The sequence below is a fragment of the Streptomyces sp. NPDC005303 genome, assembly GCF_040607335.1.
GTDB lineage: Bacteria > Actinomycetota > Actinomycetes > Streptomycetales > Streptomycetaceae > Streptomyces.
Window position 1 is genome coordinate 30,810 of the sequence record NZ_JBEXGM010000039.1, and the last position, 20,068, is coordinate 50,877.

Here is a 20,068-nt window from a genome sequence, read left to right on the forward strand (position 1 = left end):
TGCACCGCTGTGCCCAGCTGGCCCTGGGCTGTCCGCGCCATCCGTCAACCAACCACTTCAGCACGGTCAACCACCACACGTGACATCGCGTTGCAATCTGGCCCCGCCGCAAACACATTACGGTGGTGTCCTCTCGGTCGGCGGTTCGCTGTCCGACCGGCACCCGCCGCTTCTCAGCGGCCAGTCCCTGCACTCCGCTGAAGACTTCCGTCTGGCAGAGCCCAAACGTGACGAGGCATCATCAGGGGTTCACTCGCGTTCACCCGTCCGGTCTTCCCCTTGCCTATGGTCCCCGGACGGATCGGGAACCCTTGGGCGTCTTCTTCGAGCTCCGCACCCCACCGTTGCCAGTGACGCACGTCGAAGCGGGGACGGGCCTTGGACACTGGCCCGGATTTACACCCTCGACATCAGTCGACCCTCCAATCGGTGCAACCACTCAAACTGTGCGACCTCGTGTCGCACCGCCCCTGCGTTGCCCGGGCGGAGTTCCATCGCGAGGCTCTCGCCGGTGTTCGCCAGCCAACTGCCCAGCGGATGGAAGCCGAACGTGCCCTTGAACGTGGCCGCGGCCCCTTGTTTCCGGGACACGCTCGTGATGACCGTGGCGTCCAGGTCGATGACGATCCAGCCTGTCAACCTCCGTCCGGCGACCGTGAGCCACGGGAAGCCGCCGGGCCGCAGGTGGAGCAGCGTCCACACATGCCGGCGCACCCGTCGGCGCACCTTCGCGATCTTTCTCAGGGTCTTGTCGTCCAGCTCGGCCAGCAGACGGCGCATCGTTGAGTCCGAGGCCGCAGGGCCGAACAGGCCCTGGTGGTGAAGCTGAAGCTGCTCGGCCTCCAGCAGGCTCCGCGCCCCGAGCACCATCGCGACAGCGAGCTGGACGAGCACCCCGGCCCGCTCCCGCCACCTGGCACTCGTGCTCGAAGCACCCCGGCAAGCCCTCGTGTCAGCCCCACACGGTCCGCCAGCCGGCGCAGCAGCACCGCCCCTGCATGCCCGACCAGCCCCTTCCCGTCGGCTGCCACGGACAGCCGACGATCCCACCCTGTACGCTCGCTCACCAGAAAGGTGTCCTGACTCCTGCACCGGATACGACCTAGACACTCGCATCCTCGCAGGTCAGCGGCACCTTTCTGCTGTCAGGCCGTCAGCTCACCCAATTCCGCTGAATAACCGGGGTTGGTCGTAGGCCGGTGGTAGGAGTCAACTGCCCGGCCGAGGGGAGAAGATGACTGCTCGTCGTCCGTGTCCGCCCGTGCCGGGTCCGCTGGAGGACTACGCAGCCCGGCTCGACGACATCTTCTTCAGCCTGGCTCAGCGGCGAGGGTTCCGCGAGTACGTGACCGGGCTGCTGGCACCGCGGGACGTCCGCTCCGAACGCGCCCTCCGCCCTCACCAGACCATGGTCAACTGCGCCTTCTCCCTCTGTTGGGACCACTGGTTCACCCAACCCGCGCCCCTGGACGCCACCGCGCCGGTCCATGTCCCGAGGAGGGGCCAGAGAGGGGGCTCAGCCACACCCCGCCGGCCCCAGCACACTGCTGGCACAGGGCGTTACGGTCCATTCGTTCCTGGCTCACCCCGCCACCACCCTCAGCCGCTGGTGACGGGCATGGACGGACAAGGACCCACCCCTGACCTCCAGGCCCTGATCAACGCAGTCACCACCGGACACGGCATTTCGGTGGGCCGTAGGTGCAACCGGAATCCTTGAAGATCCGCTCGATCGCCTCAGCCATCCGCACCTGCCGCTCCGTCACAGGTTTGTTGATCCACTTGTAGAACCATGACTCACTCACCCTCAGCGCCCGGCAGGTCAGGAATGCGATGCCCGGGCCCTCTGGTCCCCGATGAACTCCGCCACCTGGGCGGGCCCCATCGCGGTTACTTCACTCAGAAGGCCACGAATCGCTTGCACACATCACGCCCCGTTTCGAGCTCGCGGATGCGCTTGCCCCTTTCCCGCGCCGAGGCCCGCAGCCGTTCCAGCTCCTCGCATTCGCCCGGCAGCCTGCCGACGCCTGGTTACAGCGACGAAGAGCGGACGATGTCCGAACTCGGCGATCCCGTCCGCCTCGCCCTGGAGAGCCGGCTGCGCAGCGTGCCGGGATTGATCCCCCCCTGTCCGTGGCGACCTGCTTGACCGCCTAACTGTCCCAATGACGACCCGTACCGCTCCCTCGCGGAACTTGACGCCATACCCCTGTTACTTGGATGCCATGACCCCCAACTTGCCCTACCGTCACGGTCTCCACGGTACGAGGGGAGCCTCAGTTCTATCTCTGGCACGAGCTGGTCACGGCACACCGCAGCTGCCTGCCCTGGGCTTGGCGGGCGTCGGGTTAGTCGAGGTGGTCGAACGCGGTGGTCTTCAGTCGCCGGATCTCGAGCTGAGGCAGGCCTCCACAGCAACAGACGTGATCACATGGCCACTGTTAGCGACCCAACGCCCCCGCAAACAGGCGAGTTCAGGTGGTGCGGGGACGAGGACGCGGGCGGTGAACGTGCCGTCCGGGGAAAGTTCCAGAGACGCCTCCTGGAAGTCCAGCCATCGCCGGGTGACCGGGTACCAGGCTTTGTACACGGACTCCTTAGCGCTGAACAGGAGGCGGTCCCAGGCCGGCCCCGCCGCTGCCGTGACCGGTGTCATCAGTTTTGCCAGCGCGGTACGTTCCTCGGGACGGGCGATTATCTCCAACACTCCTTGCGGGAGCGGCGAGTTAGGTTCGGCGTCGATACCGATTGCGGTGACCTCGTCGGCGTGAGCCACCGCGGCAGCACCGTAGCCCGCGCAGTGCGTCATGCTGCCGACGACCCCGGGCGGCCAGCCAGGGGCGCCCCACTCATCCGGGAGCAGCGGAACTGGCTCCCGGCCGAGCGCGACCAGTGCCTCGCGGGCACAGGCGCGGACGGTGGTGAACTCGGCGTGCCGCTTCGGGACGGCATGAACGACGAGTGCCTCTTCCTGCGGGGACAGAGTGATGTCCAGCCGATGCACGAAGGACTGAACGGCGCATACGGTGGCGGGGAGTATCGAGTCGATCACGCGGCACGCTCCCCGTACCGCGCCAGGATTTGCCGGGCCAAGTTGGAGCGCAGACCGAAGTGGCGCCATTCCCGCGCGTAGCCGAACGGCACGCCGTCGTAGACGGTACTGCGGGGAATGTGTAAATGCCCGTAGACGGAGGCCCGTACGTCGAAGCGGGTGTGCCAGTCCGTGGTGCGAACGGTGCCGCACCACTGGACAAAATCCTGATGGGTCATCACCTCGCCGGGCCCCGTGACCTGGCTCAGCCGCCGCTCCGTCGCCTCGATGCGGGCGGCACACCAGTCCTGCCAGGTGGGATATGGGTCGGGGTGCAGGAAGAACTCGTCCATGCACACGATCCCGGCCTCATGCACCTTTTCCAGCGACTCCGCGCGCGTGGTGGTGCCCGGGGCCAGGAACGTGTAGGCGTACAGCAGAAACAGCTGAGTGATCCGCACCGGTCCGCCTGCGCCGGTCCACCCTGGGTAGGGGTCCTCGGGCGTGAGCATGTCGAGGCGGCGGCACATCTCCACCAGCGCCTCGTAGCCCCACACCGCGCGAAGTGAGATCGACTCCTGTTCGATGGTCCACAGTTCATGGTTGGCCGACATCCAGATCACCCGCGCAAAGCACTCCCGCAGCAGGGCCAAAGTGCGTTGTATGTCCGACGTCAACTCACCGACGTCGCCCGCGACAAACAAGCAGTCGTTGGGGGACATCGGTTGCAACTCGGCCACGAGGGACCGAATTTCACCGTAGGGGATGTGCAGGCGGCCTATTGCTCGCAATGTTCCGTCAGATCGACAGGTGGACGCGGGGTTCTTCACCTTTCCCCTTTTCTCCTTTCCGTCTCGCAACCATTCGGTGATCGGTCGATCAGCGCGCGTGCACGCTCATCATGGACGCACGGGATGGATAACCGTGCTGGACAGGGCGAGACGAACAGGGGCACTGGGGTCGGACTGAAATGCCAGCGGCAGCCAAAGGTGGACAGTGCCAGGCCCCAAGACGGTCCCCGCAGACCAGGCTGAGCTGTTCTGTGTCTAGCGCCACCTCGTTATCTTCACCGCCAGCCGCTTCCCGCTGGCCCAGGTCGAACCTATGCACCGTGAACATACATCAGTGGAACAGTCATTCGCCGATCCAAGGGCTCCGCGCTCGGGCATCTGCCCTCACGGAAGTTCACCGCGAACGCCGCCTGGCTCACCCTGGCCGTCGCCGCCTAAAACCTCACCCCTGCCGCCGGGCGTCTGGCCTCCGTCTTCCATGCGAAAGCACGGACCGGTATTATCCGCCGCCACCAGATAAATCCTCTCGCCCGGATATTCACGGGACCCGCCGCGTCACCCTGCATTTACCCGAACGCTACTGCTGGGCAAACGACTTCGCCGACCTGTGGAACGCCACCGACCAGGGCATGGCCACCTGAACCAACAGCCCGGACCGCCCGCCCGCGACCAGGACAAAAATCGGAGAACCCGCACCGGACGGCCACCGAGCACCCATGCTGCCCACACTCCGAGATTCCCTATAGCCCAGCCCAAAACGATCAACAGAATTCACACGGCGGAGTGAAACTGGATGCTCCACGCCTCGTGAATCGCGGACGCATTGCACGGGCCATGCGGGAACGGAAATCGACCTGTGCAGTTCACCTGAGCCGGTCGACGATCACACTGACCACCTGCTGCTCGCCTTGGTCGTCGAAGAAGTGGCCACCCGGGATCGGCGTCAGGGTGAACTGGTCATGTGTCTCCCGGGACCAGTCCGTCATCCGCTCGGGATGCGCCTCGGGGTCCTCGGTGCCCGCGAAGGCGTGGACGGGGATGTCCAGTGGCGTGACGGGGTGGAAGTCGTGGGTACTGAGCACGGTCAGATCGGCTCGCAACGTCGGCAGCAACCCGGCGAGCAACTCGGGTTGTTCCAGGACCTTGACGGGCGTGCCTCCCATGTCGCGCACGTACCCTTCGAGTCCGTCCTCCAAGCCCTCCCATTCCCACTCGCCGTTGTCGCATGAAGGCGCCACGCTGGCCGCCACGAACAGCGAGCGCGGCCTCGGCAACCCCCGTTCGCGCAGGGCATGGGCCAACGCCCAGGAGACCCTGGCCCCCATGCTGACGCCGTAGAGGGCGAACGGTCTGTCGAGGAGGGGCTCCATGACCCCGATCAGTTCGTCGATCAGAGGATCCATGTGCTCGTACGGCGCTTCGGTGAACCGGTCAGTGCGACCTGGCAGTTGCACCGCTATCGGCTCGATGTACCACGGCAGTTTCTGAGGCAGCTGGCGGAACATCGAGCTGTTGCCGCCCGCGAAGTGGAAGCAGAACAGACGCACCTTGGCAGAATCGGTGCGACCGAACCGCTTGAACCAACGGCGGTCGATGTTCACCCCCGGCGTCGTGGTCCCGGTCATCGGCCGACCGCAGTCAGTAGGTTGGCTGACATCAGATCGAGGAGGCTCTCGGGGGCCTCCATGAACGTGTGGTGGTGGCCTTCGAACAGCACGGAGGTAACCTCGCCGCACTCCTTCCAGCCGGTCATTTCGGCGTAGGGTATCTCGTCGTCCTCGGTCCAGCCGATGGCGGTGATCCGGCCAGGCAGCCGAAAGGGATCCGGCATGATGTACCGCTTGTTGGTATCGACGTCGGCGCGCAGAATCTCCAGGTAGAACGAGAGAAGGTCCGGGCTGGGGCTGCCGCCGAGCCGCCGCATCAGCCCTTCGAGTTCGGCTCCCAGTTCCGTGTCGTTCATCGACAGGAAGCGCCCGGCAGGTCCGTCCTGCGGGGCCACCTGGGAGGAAACGTAGAGCTGTGCCGCGGCGGGCTTGGCCGTCCGGGCCAGCTCGCAGGACACCTCGTAGGCGGCGAGCGCGGAACCGCAGTGGCCGAAGAAGGCGAACGGCACGTCCAGGTGTTCCTCCAGACCGGGGACCATGGCCCGGGCGAGCTCCTGATAGGTGGTGAAGTTGGGCTCGGAAATCCGCCTTTCGTGGCCCGGGAGTTCCACCGGGATGAAGTCCACCCCGTTCCACTGGCGGGGCCACTGGCGGTACATGCTGGCACCGCATCCCGAATACGGGATGAGGAACACCCGCGCTGCGGCGTCGGCCGATGGACGGTGCGGCAGCCACGGGTTTCGGCCGGATGGGCGGTGGTTCATCAGCGGGTCTCCAGGGGTCCAGAAGGAGGGAGATCAGCGCAGTCGGCCGGTGATCGGCAGATGCTTGTACCCGGAGATGAAGTTCGACCGGAGCCGGGACTTCTCCCCTGCGTACGCGAAGTCCGTGAAACGGTTGAGTAGTTCGGTGAAGAGGATCCTCAGAGTGACCCTGGCCACGGTGTGGCCGACGCAGTAGTGCGGGCCGATACCGAACGCCACGTGCTTGTTCGGCTTGCGACGTAGGACGAAGGTGTCGGGGTCCGGGAACACCTCGCGGTCCCGGTTGGCGGAGCCCAGCCAGACCACCACGGCGTCGCCTGCCTTGATGCGGGTACCGCGGATCACGGTGTCGTTAACGGCGTACCGCATAAAGTGGCTGACCGGGGAGGCCATGCGGAGGGCTTCCTCCACGGCGGTGGGCGTCACGCTGAGATCAGACGCCCAGGTGTCGAGCAGCCCATCCTCCATGTGCTCGGCCATCATGTAGTTCGGCGAGTGCGGGGTGGTGACCACGGCGCCGAGGAGCACGCTGTAGCAGTTGGACATCACCTCGCCGGGCGTCATGCGCCGACCGTCCACCTCCGTTGTGATCAAAACGCTGATGAGGTCGTCGCCCAGGTTGCGGCGGCGCTCGCCATAGATGTCCTGGAAGTAGGCGAACAGCTCGCGGTGTGCGTTGTCGAGGGTCGCCTGAGTGCCGCCGGGCAGCTGGTACTCGGGGTCCTCGGCGGCTATAGAGGAATTGAGCAGCTTGGCCAGCCAGGGCCAGTCATCCCGGGGCAGCCCCATGGACGTACCGCTCACGGCGACCGGCAAGGCCAGCATGGCTTCGGCGAAGTCGAACGGTCCGCCGTCCTCAAGAGGTCGCAGGATCTCCAGGACGAACTCGCGAATCATCTGATCCTGGCGCTCGATGGCCTTGATGGCCATGGCTTTCTGGAGCCGGGCGCGCATGATCGTGTGTCGGGGCGGGTCGGTGGCCGCGATCTGCCGGCCGCCCGCCGGGTCCTCCACACCGAGAATGTTCAGCAGCGTGCCGCGCTCGGACGTAAACGTGTGGGAGTCGCGGAGCACCTGGTCGGCGTCGTCGTAATTGGCTACCGACCAGAAGCCGTTGTTCTCGTCCGCCTGCTGCCAGGTGAGGTGGTCCTTCTCGCGAAGTTCGCGCCACAGCGTATGGAAGTCGCCGTGGCTGTAGAGCATGGGTTCGGCCAGGCCCATGGCAGCCTTGCCGACCGGGCAGCCGGGAGCGGGCTGGGCAGGTACTACGGGACGCTCTCGGGCCGCGGCAGAGACCCCGGCGGGTGATTCATCGAGCGGTAGCATCCTCGGCCTCCTGTGGTGACTCGGGTGAGCCCAACCCCTCGCTCTGCCGCAGTCCTTCGGCGAGGTCCGCGATCGTCGGGCGCAGGTACAGCGTCCGTGCCGGCAGGTCGACGTTGAAGTCGCGCTGCAAGGCGGCGAGCAGCTCGGCGGCCATCAGTGAGTGCCCGCCCAGCTCGAAGAAGTTATCGGTGGAGCCAATGGGCTCCACGTCGAGGGCGTCGCTCCAGCTCTCGGCCAGACGGCGCTCCAGGTCGTCGGCCGGCTCGACGTACTCGTTCCACACGTTGCGTGGGATCTTGGCCGAGGGCAGGGCGCTTCGGTCGACCTTGCCGTTCGCGTTGAGCGGGATCTCCGGCAAAGCGAGGATTGCCCAGGGAACGAGGTGGGCGGGCAAGACCGCCGATAGCTTCTCGCGGAGGCTCGCGCCGAACGCCACGGACTCCTCAGCGGTCATTCCGCCCACGGCGACGTATGCGACCAGCCGAGTGTCGCCGGCCCCGTCGGTGTGGGTGAGAGCGGCCGCCTCCTCGACCCTGGGATCCTTGAGGAGTTCCGTCTCGACGGTGCTGGGTTCGACCCGATAGCCGCGAATCTTCACCTGGCGGTCGGCGCGGCACAGGAAGTCCATGTTGCCATCGGGCAGTTCGCGCACGATGTCACCGGTGCGGTACATGCGACGGCCGGGTTGGGGACCGTAGATGTCGGCGACGAATTTCTCGGCAGTGGCGCCCGGCTTGTTGAGGTAGCCGATGGCCACGCCTTCGCCGCCGACCCACAGCTCGCCCCATTCGCCCGGCGGCACGGGGCGCATCGCTTCGTCGAGGATGGCGGCGGCGGTGCCGTGAATGGCAGTGCCGATCGGAACGCGCTTCTCGTCGCTGCTGGTTCGGGTCGTCCAACAGGTGGTGAACGTGGTGTTCTCGGTAGGACCGTACCCATTGGTGAACGTGAGGTGCGGATGCGCGGCCAGGACCCGGCGGACGTGGTCCGGGGAGAGGACGTCGCCGCCCGCGAGGAGGTGGCGTACGGTGCCCAGGCCGTCGAGGTGGTGGGCGACCAGCTTGTGGAAGAGACCCGAGGTCAGCCACAGGATGGTGACGTTCTCGTCGTGGATGGTCTTGACGATCTCGTCCAGGTCCGCCCGGCCGGACGGGGCGAGGGCGAGTCGGCAGCCCTTGACGAGCGCGGTCCAGATCTCGAAGGTCGACACGTCGAAGCCGACGCGGGTGATCTGCAGGAAGACGTCGTCGGGGCGTACGTCGATCCAGTCTGGTGTGTCGACGAGCCGGAAGATCGCGCGGTGCGGGACCACGACTCCCTTGGGCACGCCAGTGGATCCAGAGGTGTAGCAGACGTAGGCGGGGCTGTCCGGTCCGATCTCGGCGGCGGGCAGCAGTCCGGGCGCGGAAGCGGCCGGCTCGGCAGGTTCGTCGATCGAGAGCACGTGCTCGATGCCGTGGGCCAGCGCTGCGGTGCTGGAGTCGACTACGGCGAAGCGGGCCCGCGCGTCGTCGAGGATGCGCGCGCGCTGCTCGGCTGGCTCGGCCGGGTCGAGGTACAGGTAAGCGCCGCCCGCCTTGAGTATTGCGGTCAGGACGATCATCAGGTCCATAGAACGGTCGAGCATGACGGCGACGACGCTGCCGCCGCCGACCCCGCCCGCGCGTAGCCGCCGGGCCAGGGCATCGGCGTCGGCGTCGAGCTGCCGGTAGCTGAGGCTGCGGTTGTTGTGGCTGATCGCGGTCGCCTCGGGGGTTCGCGCGGCTTGCTCTGCGACCATGTCGTGCACACAGCGCGGCGAGCGAGCTGACTGAAGGCTGCCCATCACTGCTCCCTACCTTGTGATTCTCTACTCGGCTCTGCGTCACCGATGCCGGGCTGACTCAACGGGAAGCGGAGACCACCGCGGGGGCCTGCCGCACGCTGAGGGGGCGGAGGTCGGTCCAGTTCTCGTCGATGTAGTCCAGGCAGGACTGCCGGGTGCCTTCGTGGACGGACGCCCAGCCAGCCGGAATGTCCAGTTTGACTGGCCACAGCGAGTGCTGTTCCTCGGCATTGACGAGGACGGCGAAGGTCCCGTTGGAATCGTCAAAGGGATTCATTTCATGGGCTCCTTGAATGGACGGCTGAAAGTGGAGCGGGCCGGGCCGGAATGCCGCACCGTGGATTCAGCGAGGGCGCCCTCGCTGCCGGGAAAGCCGACGAACTGCGCACACCAGTCGCCAAATTACTGTTAGACGTCGAGCTGACGCTACCCGTACGGCACTCTCACGTGGTGTCACTTGAAAGGAGGACATCCGGTCCGGAGCACAGCCTCATCCCACCTTGTGCACCCAGGCTCTGGGGTCCGGCAGTCGCCCGTACTGGATGCCGAGCAGTTCCTCGCGCAGCCGTCGGGTGACAGGTCCCGGCCCTCCGTCCCCGATGGTCCACCCCTTGCCTCCGGCTCCCTTGATCCGACCGATCGGGGCGATGACGGCCGCCGTCCCGCAGGCGAACGCCTCGGTCATCCTCCCTGACGCGCACAGCTCCTCCCACTGCGGCACGGAAATAGGCCGTTCTTCGACTTCCAGGTCGAGTTCCGGGGCCAAGCGGAGCAGGGAGTCGCGGGTCACGCCAGGCAGCAGTGTGTCCGTAAGCGGGGGCGTGACGATCCGCGGTCTGCTCCCGCCCTTTTCGCGAAGGACGAAGAAGACGTTCATGCCGCCCATTTCCTCCACCCAGGTGTGCTCCGTCGAGTCCAGCCACACCACTTGGTCGCAGCCCTCGGCCACGGCCTGGCGCTGAGCTGCGAATGCGGCTGCGTAGTTGCCGCCGACTTTGGCGGCGCCGGTGCCGCCGGGCGCCGCCCGGGTGTACTCCTCCGACAGCCACACCGTCAACGGCCGCAGCCGTTCGCCGGCGCCGAAGTAGGCGGCGGCAGGTGAGGCGAACACCACGAACAGGTAGCTGTGCGAGGGGAGCGTGAACCCCAGCTCGTGCTGGGTGGCGATCATCAGGGGGCGCAGGTAGAGGCTCTCACTCTCCCCGAAGGGGACCCAGGCGGCGTCTTGTGTGACCAGCAGCTCAAGAGCCTGCAGAAAAGTCTCCTCGGCGATGGTAGGCATCGCGAGGCGATCGGCGGAGCGGTTGAACCGGGCTGCGTTGACCCACGGCCGAAACAGCGCAATGCCGCCACCGTCCTGCCGATATGCCTTCATGCCCTCGAAGCACTCCTGACCGTAGTGGAACACAGAAGCGGAGGGGTCGAGACTGATCGGGCCGTACGGTTCGAGTCGCCCGTCGTGCCAGCCGTGCTCCTCATCCCAGCGCACGGTCACCATGTGGTCGGTGAACGTCCGGCCGAAACCGGGTGAGTTGAGGGCCGCCTCGCGCTCCCCGTCCGGCACGGGCCGGTCACTGGTGCGGATCTCGAAGTCCACCGGCTGACCACCTACTTCCTGGCTGAACTTGGGACGAGAAGACCTCTGATGTGGCTCCGAAACTACCTGCGGCAGGTCGGCGCCGGAGCGTCACATAAAAGGACGACAGGCGGAGGCGGGTCCGATGAAGAAGGCTGATCACAGCCCCGGAGTGTTCCCGGTATGTTTGGTTTCACCATGGAATGCCGTGAGGGGTGCGGATGCGGTTGGGGTCCGTGTGAGTGCGTCGGGCACTGGCGGCCTTGGTGAAGCCAGCGGCGCAGCGGGTGCCGCGGACGATGTCGCCCAACGTGGCCACGACGGGGGGCGTGGGTGCGCAGGTGCGGGCGATTCGTCGAACGTGACGTCTCTGATCCACTGCGCGGAGTTTTCGATGTGTCAAGCAGACTGCAGCGGTGTGTCGTCATCGAGCTCGACGAAGCGAGGGTGGGCTCTGGACGTGCGTCCTCGTGTCTTGGCGGGGTGTTCTTCGAGTTGGGTGATCGTCTCGGGTGTGGCCCGGAGGATCCAGCGGTGTGGGTGGCGTGTTTCCCACCAGCGCTTCCCACGCTGGCGCAGCTCCGACAGCGACCGCCGCATCCTCACCGGCCAGAGCTTTGGCGACCTCGCCCCATGACAGCCGCTCGACCTCACGCCGAGTCGAAGGCCGCCCCGACGACCTGATTGGTGACCGCCGCGTCAGCTCTGCCATTCAACCCGCTGGTCGCCCCACAACACAGCTCTCTGATCAGGATTGTTGCTACGACTGGTTGAACCCGGTCATTACGTATCGAGTCAATTCGCCGATCCGTGTGCGACGAGTTGGGAGACCCAGCCCATAGGCGTGGGTTCGCACGAGCGAGGACAACGCCGCCTGCGAGTCCTTCCACGCCTCCTTGAAACGGGAGATCCTCAAGGGCTCCCGCCGCCTCGCCTGAGCGGACATCTACCGACGGACGGTCGTACGCTGGCTCGCCCGATACAACCCGTGGCGCCAGAACTCCGCCGGCGGACAGCTCATCCCGGTCGCCTATGAGAGGCAATCGAGTGCGCCCAAACTCGCCGCATAACAGGATGAAATGGTGTCCACTCTTCCGGTGGTTGTCCCGTTTGGGGTGTCCCCCTGCACGGCGACCCCGGAGGACTTACCTCCATCTCCTGCACAGCACCGCTTCCAGAGGCTGTTACACCAACGCCTCCTTCAGCATTCGTGGCACACGATCTGCGACTTCTCGTCGACGCAGAGCACGATGGCACGCTCGGGCGGATCAAGGTAGAGGCCTACGGCATCGCGAACCTTCTCGATGAACTGCGGGTCCTTGCTCAGCTTGAAAGAGTCGACCGGTGGCGGCTTGAGCTGAAGGCGCGGCAGATCCGCATGATGGTCCACTGGCTCAAACCGCTCTGCTTCGACATCTTCCGGGTGGACCAGTGAGAGGCGCCCTTCTGCGTCTTCCGCGTCCACACGATCACGTCCTTGACCTGCTCGTCCGTCACCGATCCCGCGAACCCCGGCCGCTTCTCATCGGCCAGGCCCTCAAGCCGGTTGGCCGCGAACCGCTTGCGCCACGTGGCCACCGTAGTCGGGTGGACCCCGAGGTCGGAGCCCACCTGGGTGTTCGACAGCCCGTCAACACACGCGAGGACGATCCGGCGCCGCAGCGCAAGGGCCTGCGCGGACATCGCCCGCCGCGACCAGCGCAGCAACGCCTCACGCTCGTCATCCGTCAGGACCACTTTGACCGTCGGCAGGACTCGTGCGCGCCATGAGCCCAGGATACTTCTACGGAACTCCCAAGACTCAGGACACTAGCCAGCCACCGATTCGGCCATAGCGACGGCGACCTTGCGGGGCGGAGTGAAGGGCTCGCGGGCGTGGGCAGTCAGCATGTTGTCGAGCATGACCACGTCGCCCTCCCGGTAGTCGAATCGGGTCGAGGCCTGGCGATAGCAGTCCCGCACGTGCGCCATCACTTCGTCCGGGATCGGGCCGCCGTCGCCGAAGTAGGTGTTGTTGGGCAGTTCCTCGGAGGCGAACAAGGCTTCGAGGCCGACGCGGACATCGGGTGACAGGGTGGAAAGGTGGAACATGGCCGCATGGTTGAACCAGACGGACTCGCCGGTGTCCGGGTGGGTCCGGACCGCGTCACGGACCACCCGGGTGCGCAGGGTGCCACCGCCGAGCCATTCGGCCTCGATCCCGTTGGCCGCGCAGTAGGCCGTCGCCTCGTCGCGGCTGGTCGTCTCGAAGACGTCCTGCCAGGGTAGGCCGAAGCCCGGGCCGAAGTTGCGGACCAGCATCCAGCGCCGGCGGGTGAACTCCGTCAGTACCCCCGAGTCGAGCAGCCGGAGGATTTCCCGGCAGTCGGCGAGCGGGGTCGCCCCGCGATCGCGGGGCGGCTGGACGCAGTAGAAGAACAGGGTCATCGGCCAGGAGGCCTGGTACGAGTTCTCGTTGTGGAAGAAAATCTCCTCCCGGGACGGGTGCTCGGTCGAGGTGTAGACCCCGCCCTGGATCCGGCTGCGCGGGGACGACTTCTCGTGGTAGGACAGCGGCGGGCCAGCCAGAAGGCGGACGGTCTCCTCGAAATCTTCGACGCCCTGCAGTTCGAAGCCACGGAACAGCACGGCACCGTAGGTGCGGACTAGCTTCCGCGTCTCTTCGCGGTGCCCCCGGGCGTGGTCGACCAGTAGGGACGGCATCCGATTCGGCTTGATCAGGTACGGGAGGGTCATCGTACGCTCACCGCCTGCGGGGACTGCCCAAACTCCGACTCGGGCCCGGCCTCAAGGGCGACGCACAGGGAGCGGATGGTCGGGTGGTCGAGCAGCATCCGGCTCTCCAGCCGGATGCCCAGCTTGGCCGCACGGCCAGCCACCAGCAGGTTGGCGACCGAATCGCCGCCGACGTCTAGGAAGTGGTCGTCGATGCCGACCTCGCGCAGGCCGAGCACCTCCTGCCAGATCCCGGCCAGCGCCTCCTGCAGCGGGGTGACGGGCGGGGCGCTCGGCCCGGCGCCCTCGACAGGGACGTCCGGCAGCCTGGAGCGGTCTACCTTGCCGTTGGCGGTCATCGGCAGGGCGTCCATGGACACCACCGCCGAGGGCACCAGGTAGGAGGGCAACACCGAGCAGGTCCAGGACCGGATCGCCTCCGGATCCGGCTCCGTCCCGGGCCGACCTGTCACATAGACGATGATCCGACGGGTTTCCCCGATGTCCCGGACCACGGCGACCGCGGCAGCCACCTGCTCGTGCTGGTGCAGCATCGCTTCAATCTCCGCCGGGCTGACCCGATAGCCGTTCACCTTCGCCTCGTCGTCCAGCCGGCCGACGAACTCCACTGAGCCGTCCTCCAGGTACCGGCCCGCGTCGCCGGTCCGGTAAAGTCGACTGCCCGGCGGCCCGAACGGGTCGGGGACGAAGCGCTCGGCCGTCAGTCCGGGCAGCCCAGCGTACCCGCGTGACACGCCCGTTCCCCCGATGTGGATCTCTCCGGTGATGCCCACTCCGGCGATCCGCAGCTCCGGATCCAGCACGTACTGGCGGAGATTGGCGATCGGCCAGCCGATCGGCACGGCCGGTCCGGCGGGGAGCATGTCGGACACGAAGGCGACCGAGGAGCCGACCGTGGTCTCGGTCGGACCGTACTCGTTGACCACGCGCAGCTCCGGCATTTGCTCCAGCCACGGGCGCACGATCTCGGTCGACAGTGCCTCCCCGCCGACCACGAAGGTGCCCACCTTGGGCGTGTGAAAGGACAGCGGGAGGGCCTGCTCCAGCATCTGCAGATGTGCCGGGGTGAGCTTGAGCAGGTCAAGCCGCACGCCTTGGCGCAGCAGTTCGGCCAGTTCGTCGACGCCCTGGCCGTCCGGGACGATCCGGACGGCGGCGCCGGTGACCAGCGGAGCAAGCAGGCTGGTGAGCGTCAGGTCGAAGGTGAGCGGGGTGTGCAGCGCTGAGCCCTCGGGCTCGCCGGTCAGGTAGCTGCGGGCGGCGAAGTCGACGTAGTTGGCGAGCGCCTGCTGCTCGATCAGCACACCCTTCGGTCGGCCGGTGGAGCCGGAGGTGTAGAGCACGTAGGCTAGGTGGTCCGGACGGACCGGGGCCGGCTCCAACGCACGGCCGCCCCTGTGGTCCACGTCCAATACGGGGATCGCCAGGCCATCGAAGAATCCAGCGGTCCTGGCGTCGGCGATCACGCCGCAGGGGGCTGCGTCCGCGATCACGTCCCAGATCCGCCGCTTCGGCCATTGCGGGTCCACCGGCACGAAGGCAGCGCCGGCCCGTAGCACCGAGAGCACGGCGGCGACCAGGGCGGGCGAGCGAGGGAGGCAGATCGCGACCCGCTGCTCCGGCCGGGCACCGATCGAGTGCAGTCGGCCAGCCAACTCACCTGCCCAATCGTCGAGTTCCGAGTAGTTGAGGTCGCCGATCCCAGTCAGCAGGGCGGCCCGCTCGCCGTCCCGTTTGGCCCAGCGCGCGAAGCGCCGGTACACCGGCTCGGCGGCCGGAACGGCGGGACCGGCGGACAGTTCGGCCAGCCGCTCCGCCGTGGCGGTCGGTGGGGCGCTCTGGTGGTGCACGGCTTGCAATGCAGACTCCTCTTCCTCGCACGGCACGTTCTGACGGGCCGTTCGTTCCCAAACGGGGGATCGGCGACTTGACTTGGCCATTCGGTCACTCGGCTGTTTGTGATCGACCCAGCGGTTCAGCGCCCCGACTCGGGCCGCATTTCGAGGATGCAGCACTTCAGACCCCCGGCTTTGAGCAGGTCGGTGGTGTCCACTCTGACCGGACTGAAGCCTCGCTCCCAGAGGTGCTCATCAGGCCGACTGCAGCTGCCGGCAACACCACGTTGTAGTCGACCGGTAAAGGCTTTGAGGCGAACACCGCAGCGTTCTGGGCGTCCGCGTGGATCGCGCTACCGAGCGGCCACCCGGGGTGAAGGCCTCCGGGAAGTACACGATCTCGGTGTCATGCAGCATCGACAATGCAGTGTTCACGTGGTAATGGTCGGGATTGGCTAGGCCCAGCGAGGGGAGCGGCAGCCCGAGGAACTCCTGCGCCTCGCAATGCGAATGCGGGTCAGTGCGGATGCTAATACTCGCCAAGACGCGCTCCACCGACAGGCAGTCGCCGTCGCCCTCGCTGACGAACGCGAGCCACAGCACCTTCCGAGAGCCATGCTGGACGAACCAGTCCAGGTAGTTCGGCCCTTTATCGGTCCGCTCCATGTGCCGGAACCGGGCCCCGAGGACCTTGCCGCCCACCACCGTCGCGCCGTTGGTCGCGAACACCACGTCCGGCAAACGCGGCACCGGCTCGATCACCCTGCTACGCCAGCACAGTAGAAGTCGGCGCGGGGTGACCCTTCGGGCCGTCGGCCGTATCGGCGCGGATCGAGTACCCGCCATTGGACAAAGGGATCTCCTCTGCGATGGTGGCTTTTAGGACAGGACAAAGAGTTCCGGTTCACCGTGCGGGCCGCGACCCCGACGAGGGTCGCACGAGGAGACGATCGCGGAAATACCGCCACTGCAACGGTCCTGACATATCATAGGCAAGCCCACAATCACCCGAGCCTAGCAGTCGACCTGGCCGTTGTCCCGGGCGTTCATGTCACCGTCGGCCGACCGGCACTCCGCCGCCCTGCCCGGCCGGGAGGCGGTTCACCGGAGCCGCACCGGCGACATAACAGGCACTATCACTCCCTTACCTCTCCAACTGCCCTAGGGGGCATTGATCCAGGGTCTTGACTTACCAGGGCGTCAGTCAATAGTTTGCGCCGGAGTGCTCAGTTGCCCCAAACCACACGATCACGGATCGATGTCGCCCGAACTCCACCGGAATTCGAGCGAGCCCCGAGAACGAAAGGTCGGCCGCCGGATGACGAACCAGGAGGCCGGGATCGGGACTCCGGCAGAGGGGCAACTCTCCACCGTCCACGAAATCCCACTCGCACTCTCCCAGGAACGACTCTGGTTCCTACATCAGCTGCATCCGAACGTACCGGTGTACAACGAGCCGAAGGCCTACGGAATTACCGGCGAACTCGACATTGCGGCGCTGACCGAGGCGATCCGGGCGCTGGTCAGGCGACACGAGCCGCTTCGGACCGGCTTCGCTGTCCGGGGCGACCGTCCAGTCCAGCAGATCGTCGATGAACTCCCCTTCGAGCTCCCGGTCGAGCAGTTCGGAACGGATGCCGACGCAGCGCTCAGACGGCTTTCCGAGGAGGCCTCGAAGCCGTTCGATCTGAGCCGACCGGGGCTTTTCGATATCCGCCTAGCGAAGCTCTCCGACACTCACCACATCCTGTACCTGAACCTCCACCACATCATCACGGACGGCCTTTCTACCCGGCTGATGATCGATGAAATCGGCCGCTCCTACGCGAATGCCAGGAAAGGGCGTCCAGCCGTTTCTGAGCCGCTTCCCATCAGTTATTCACTATATTCGGTGCGGCAGCGCGAACGCCTCACCGGCGAGACCGCCGAGGCCCAGTTGGCGTACTGGGAGTCAGCCCTGTCCGGCGTTCCCCGCCTGCTCCGCCTGCCCGTCGACCGGCCGCGCGGGGCCACCCAAGACTTCACCGGCGACAACGTCCGCTTTAAAGTCTCCGATTCGTCCACACAATGCCTCAACGAGGTTGCAAAGCGGTACAACGTGTCGCACTACATGGTTCTGCTCGCGGCATTCGGCCTCCTGTTGCACCGCTACTCGGGACAGCAGTCCCTCGTGGTCGGCACCCCCGTCGCGAACCGGCCGGACGCGGGCCTAGAGCAGGCCCTCGGATTCTTCGCCAACATCCTTCCGATTCGCAGCACCCACACCGCCGGACAGACCTTCGCAGACTATCTGGGCGTGCTGCGCGAGACTTGCCTGGAGGCTTTCGCCCGCCAGGAGTCACCGTTCGACCGGATCGTCCAACGACTCGGCCTGCAAGGCGAACTGAGTCACGCTCCGCTGGTGCAGACCGTCTTCGCCTACAACCACGCGCACCACCGGCCGCAGCTCGAGGGCCTGGACGTCCGCCCGGTCGAGCTGCGTACCGCGACCGCCCGCTACGACCTCGGCCTCTATCTGGACCGCTCGCCGCGGGGCGGCTTCGACGGCCGGTTCGAGTTCGGCACCGCGCTGTTCGACCGCACCACGGTGGCCCGGCTCGCCGAGAACTACCGGACGCTGCTGGACGAGCTGCTGGCGGACCCTGAGCGCCCGCTCGAAGCGTACGAGTCGTGCTCGCCCGCTGAACACACGCTTATCTCCCGCTGGAACCGCACCGGGGCCGACTTCCCGACCGAGCTCTGCGTGCACGAGCTTGTCGAGGCTCAGGCAGACCGCACCCCGGATGCCGTCGCAGTGAGCGCGGCGGACGGTGAGCTGACCTACCGTGAACTGGACCGCCGTGCCTCGGCGCTGGCCGAGCACCTGCGCGGGCGTGGGGTCATGGCGGACCAGTGCGTCGGCGTTTTCATCGAGCGCTCGGTGGCCCTGGTGGTGGCCCTGCTCGGCGTCCTCAAGGCCGGCGGCGCCTACCTGCCGCTCGACCTCGCGGCGCCCCGCGGACGGCTGGAACGGATTCTGCGCGACGCCCGGGCTCGGGTGGTGCTGACCGGTGGCGTGCCGCTGGAGCCGATCGAGGGCGTCGAGCTGATCGGCCCGCTCCCGGACCGCCCCGGCCCCGCCGCCCGGCCGGCGCGCCCCGCGGCCCACCCGGAGCACCTGGTCTCGGTGTACTACACCTCCGGCTCCACCGGCGCCCCCAAGGGCGTGGCCAACCGCCACCGCGGCTGGGTCAACCGGCTGACCTGGATGCAGCGCCAACACGCCCTGCAGACGGGCGAGACGGTGCTGCACAAGACCACGCTCACCTTCGACGACTCCGCCCTGGAGATCTTCTGGCCGCTGTCCGTCGGAGGCCGGGTCGCGGTGCTGCCGCCCGACCGGCACCGCGACCCGCAGGCCATCGTCGAAGCCCTGGTGCAGCACCGCTCGGTGTACCTCCAGGTGGTCCCCAGCATGCTCAACTCAATACTGGACGTGGTGGAGCAGCGCGGCGCTGCCGGACTGGAGTTGCTGCGCAACACCACCTCCAGCGGCGAGGCGCTCTCCCCCGGCACCCTGGCGCGCTTCCGGGCGCTGATGCCCGGCGAGCTGCATAACTCTTGGGGCGCCACCGAGGTGTCCATCGATTCCACCAACCACACCTGCACCGCCGCGGACCTCGACGGCCCGGGGCCGGTCAGCCTGGGCAAGCCGTTCGACAACAACACCGTACACGTGCTGGACGCCTCGCTCCGGCCGGTCCCAATCGGCGTCGTCGGCAACCTGTACATCGGCGGGATCGGACTGGCCCGCGGCTACGTCGGCGACCCCGGCCGGACGGCGGCCGCCTTCGTCCCGCACCCCTTCGCGGTTGGCGAGCGGCTCTACCACACCGGCGACAAGGGCCTGCTGCGCCCGGACGGGCGGCTAGAGTTCGTCGGGCGCACCGACCACCAGGTCAAGATCCGCGGCATGCGCGTGGAACTGGGCGAGGTCGAGGCGGTGCTGGAGCGCCACCCACTGGTGAAGGAGGCGGTCGTCCTGGTCCACGAGGGCGACAACGGGCTTCGCCGCCTGGTCGCGTACGTGACGCCGCTCCGGCCCGAGAAGCGGCCCTCCGCCGAGGAGATGCGCGCCCACGTCGGACAGTGGCTGCCGGACTACATGGTGCCCTCCTTCGTTACCGTCCAGGACCGCTTCGAGGTAAACGCCAACGGCAAGACCGACCGCGGCGCGCTGGCGCCCCCGGAGCGCCTGCTGGACGACGCGGAGGTCCCCGACGACCCCTGCGATGGGCCAGTCGAGGCCTTCGTCGCCGCCATTTGGTGCGACCTGCTCGGCCTGGCCCGGATCGGGGCGCTGGACGGCTTCTTCGCCCTGGGCGGGAACTCTCTGGTCGCCACCCAGTTCGTCTCCCGGGTGCGCCAGCGGGCCGGCATCGACCTGCCGCTGATGTCGGTCTTCAGCAAGCCGACGCTGCGCGAGCTGAGCGCCGAGGTCGAGCAGCTGCTGGTGCGACGGCTGGAGGAGATGACCGAGGCCGAGGCCGGGGAGTTGCTGCGGCAGCTGTCCTGACCTCGGGCACACCCGACCGCCG

General features: G+C 67.0%; 14 protein-coding genes. 1 reads left to right on the forward strand and 13 read right to left on the reverse strand.

The window, feature by feature from the left end; all coding sequences use genetic code 11:
* Positions 1-396 precede the first annotated feature (396 nt).
* From ABZT93_RS35195 to ABZT93_RS35255, 13 genes are all read right to left on the reverse strand, one after another.
* A complete protein-coding gene (locus ABZT93_RS35195) occupies positions 397-894 on the reverse strand; it encodes a transposase (RefSeq protein ID WP_356112330.1) in 498 nt (165 codons plus the stop codon).
* A 1,483-nt stretch (positions 895-2,377) separates the two neighbouring features.
* On the reverse strand, positions 2,378-3,052 hold the full coding sequence (locus ABZT93_RS35200) for a 4'-phosphopantetheinyl transferase superfamily protein (protein ID WP_356112332.1): 675 nt from the start codon (positions 3,050-3,052) through the stop codon (positions 2,378-2,380).
* On the reverse strand, positions 3,049-3,771 hold the full coding sequence (locus ABZT93_RS35205; RefSeq protein ID WP_356112334.1) for a metallophosphoesterase: 723 nt from the start codon (positions 3,769-3,771) through the stop codon (positions 3,049-3,051). Before ABZT93_RS35205 ends, ABZT93_RS35200 begins: the two co-directional genes overlap by 4 nt.
* Positions 3,772-4,685: 914 nt before the next feature.
* Positions 4,686-5,447 (reverse strand): alpha/beta fold hydrolase, encoded by a 762-nt coding sequence (locus tag ABZT93_RS35210; RefSeq protein WP_356112336.1) that lies wholly within the window; start codon positions 5,445-5,447, stop codon positions 4,686-4,688.
* A complete protein-coding gene (locus ABZT93_RS35215) occupies positions 5,444-6,193 on the reverse strand; it encodes a thioesterase domain-containing protein (RefSeq protein WP_356112338.1) in 750 nt (249 codons plus the stop codon). The genes ABZT93_RS35210 and ABZT93_RS35215 overlap by 4 nt, the downstream gene beginning before the upstream one ends.
* A 33-nt stretch (positions 6,194-6,226) precedes the next feature.
* Entirely contained in the window at positions 6,227-7,519 is a 1,293-nt protein-coding gene (locus tag ABZT93_RS35220; protein WP_356112340.1) for a cytochrome P450, read from the reverse strand.
* A complete protein-coding gene (locus ABZT93_RS35225; protein ID WP_356112342.1) occupies positions 7,503-9,344 on the reverse strand; it encodes a non-ribosomal peptide synthetase in 1,842 nt (613 codons plus the stop codon). Before ABZT93_RS35225 ends, ABZT93_RS35220 begins: the two co-directional genes overlap by 17 nt.
* Positions 9,345-9,402: 58 nt before the next feature.
* Positions 9,403-9,621 (reverse strand): MbtH family NRPS accessory protein, encoded by a 219-nt coding sequence (locus ABZT93_RS35230; protein WP_356112344.1) that lies wholly within the window; start codon positions 9,619-9,621, stop codon positions 9,403-9,405.
* 213 nt (positions 9,622-9,834) lie between these two features.
* Positions 9,835-10,941, reverse strand: coding sequence for a branched-chain amino acid aminotransferase (locus ABZT93_RS35235; protein ID WP_356112346.1), 1,107 nt, complete (start codon positions 10,939-10,941; stop codon positions 9,835-9,837).
* 1,302 nt (positions 10,942-12,243) lie between these two features.
* Complete coding sequence (locus ABZT93_RS35240) at positions 12,244-12,603, reverse strand: helix-turn-helix domain-containing protein (protein WP_356112372.1); 360 nt, start codon at positions 12,601-12,603, stop codon at positions 12,244-12,246.
* Positions 12,604-12,729: 126 nt separating this feature from the next.
* Positions 12,730-13,656 carry a TauD/TfdA family dioxygenase gene (locus ABZT93_RS35245; protein ID WP_356112348.1) on the reverse strand — a complete coding sequence of 309 codons (927 nt, stop codon included), beginning with the start codon at positions 13,654-13,656 and terminating at the stop codon, positions 12,730-12,732.
* On the reverse strand, positions 13,653-15,506 hold the full coding sequence (locus ABZT93_RS35250; protein WP_356112374.1) for a non-ribosomal peptide synthetase: 1,854 nt from the start codon (positions 15,504-15,506) through the stop codon (positions 13,653-13,655). The genes ABZT93_RS35245 and ABZT93_RS35250 overlap by 4 nt, the downstream gene beginning before the upstream one ends.
* A gap of 240 nt (positions 15,507-15,746) precedes the next feature.
* Entirely contained in the window at positions 15,747-16,253 is a 507-nt protein-coding gene (locus ABZT93_RS35255) for a hypothetical protein (RefSeq protein WP_356112350.1), read from the reverse strand.
* Positions 16,254-16,809: 556 nt separating this feature from the next.
* Between ABZT93_RS35255 and ABZT93_RS35260 the strand changes: the two genes are divergently transcribed.
* Positions 16,810-20,046, forward strand: coding sequence for an amino acid adenylation domain-containing protein (locus tag ABZT93_RS35260; protein WP_356112352.1), 3,237 nt, complete (start codon positions 16,810-16,812; stop codon positions 20,044-20,046).
* Positions 20,047-20,068: the final 22 nt, after the last annotated feature.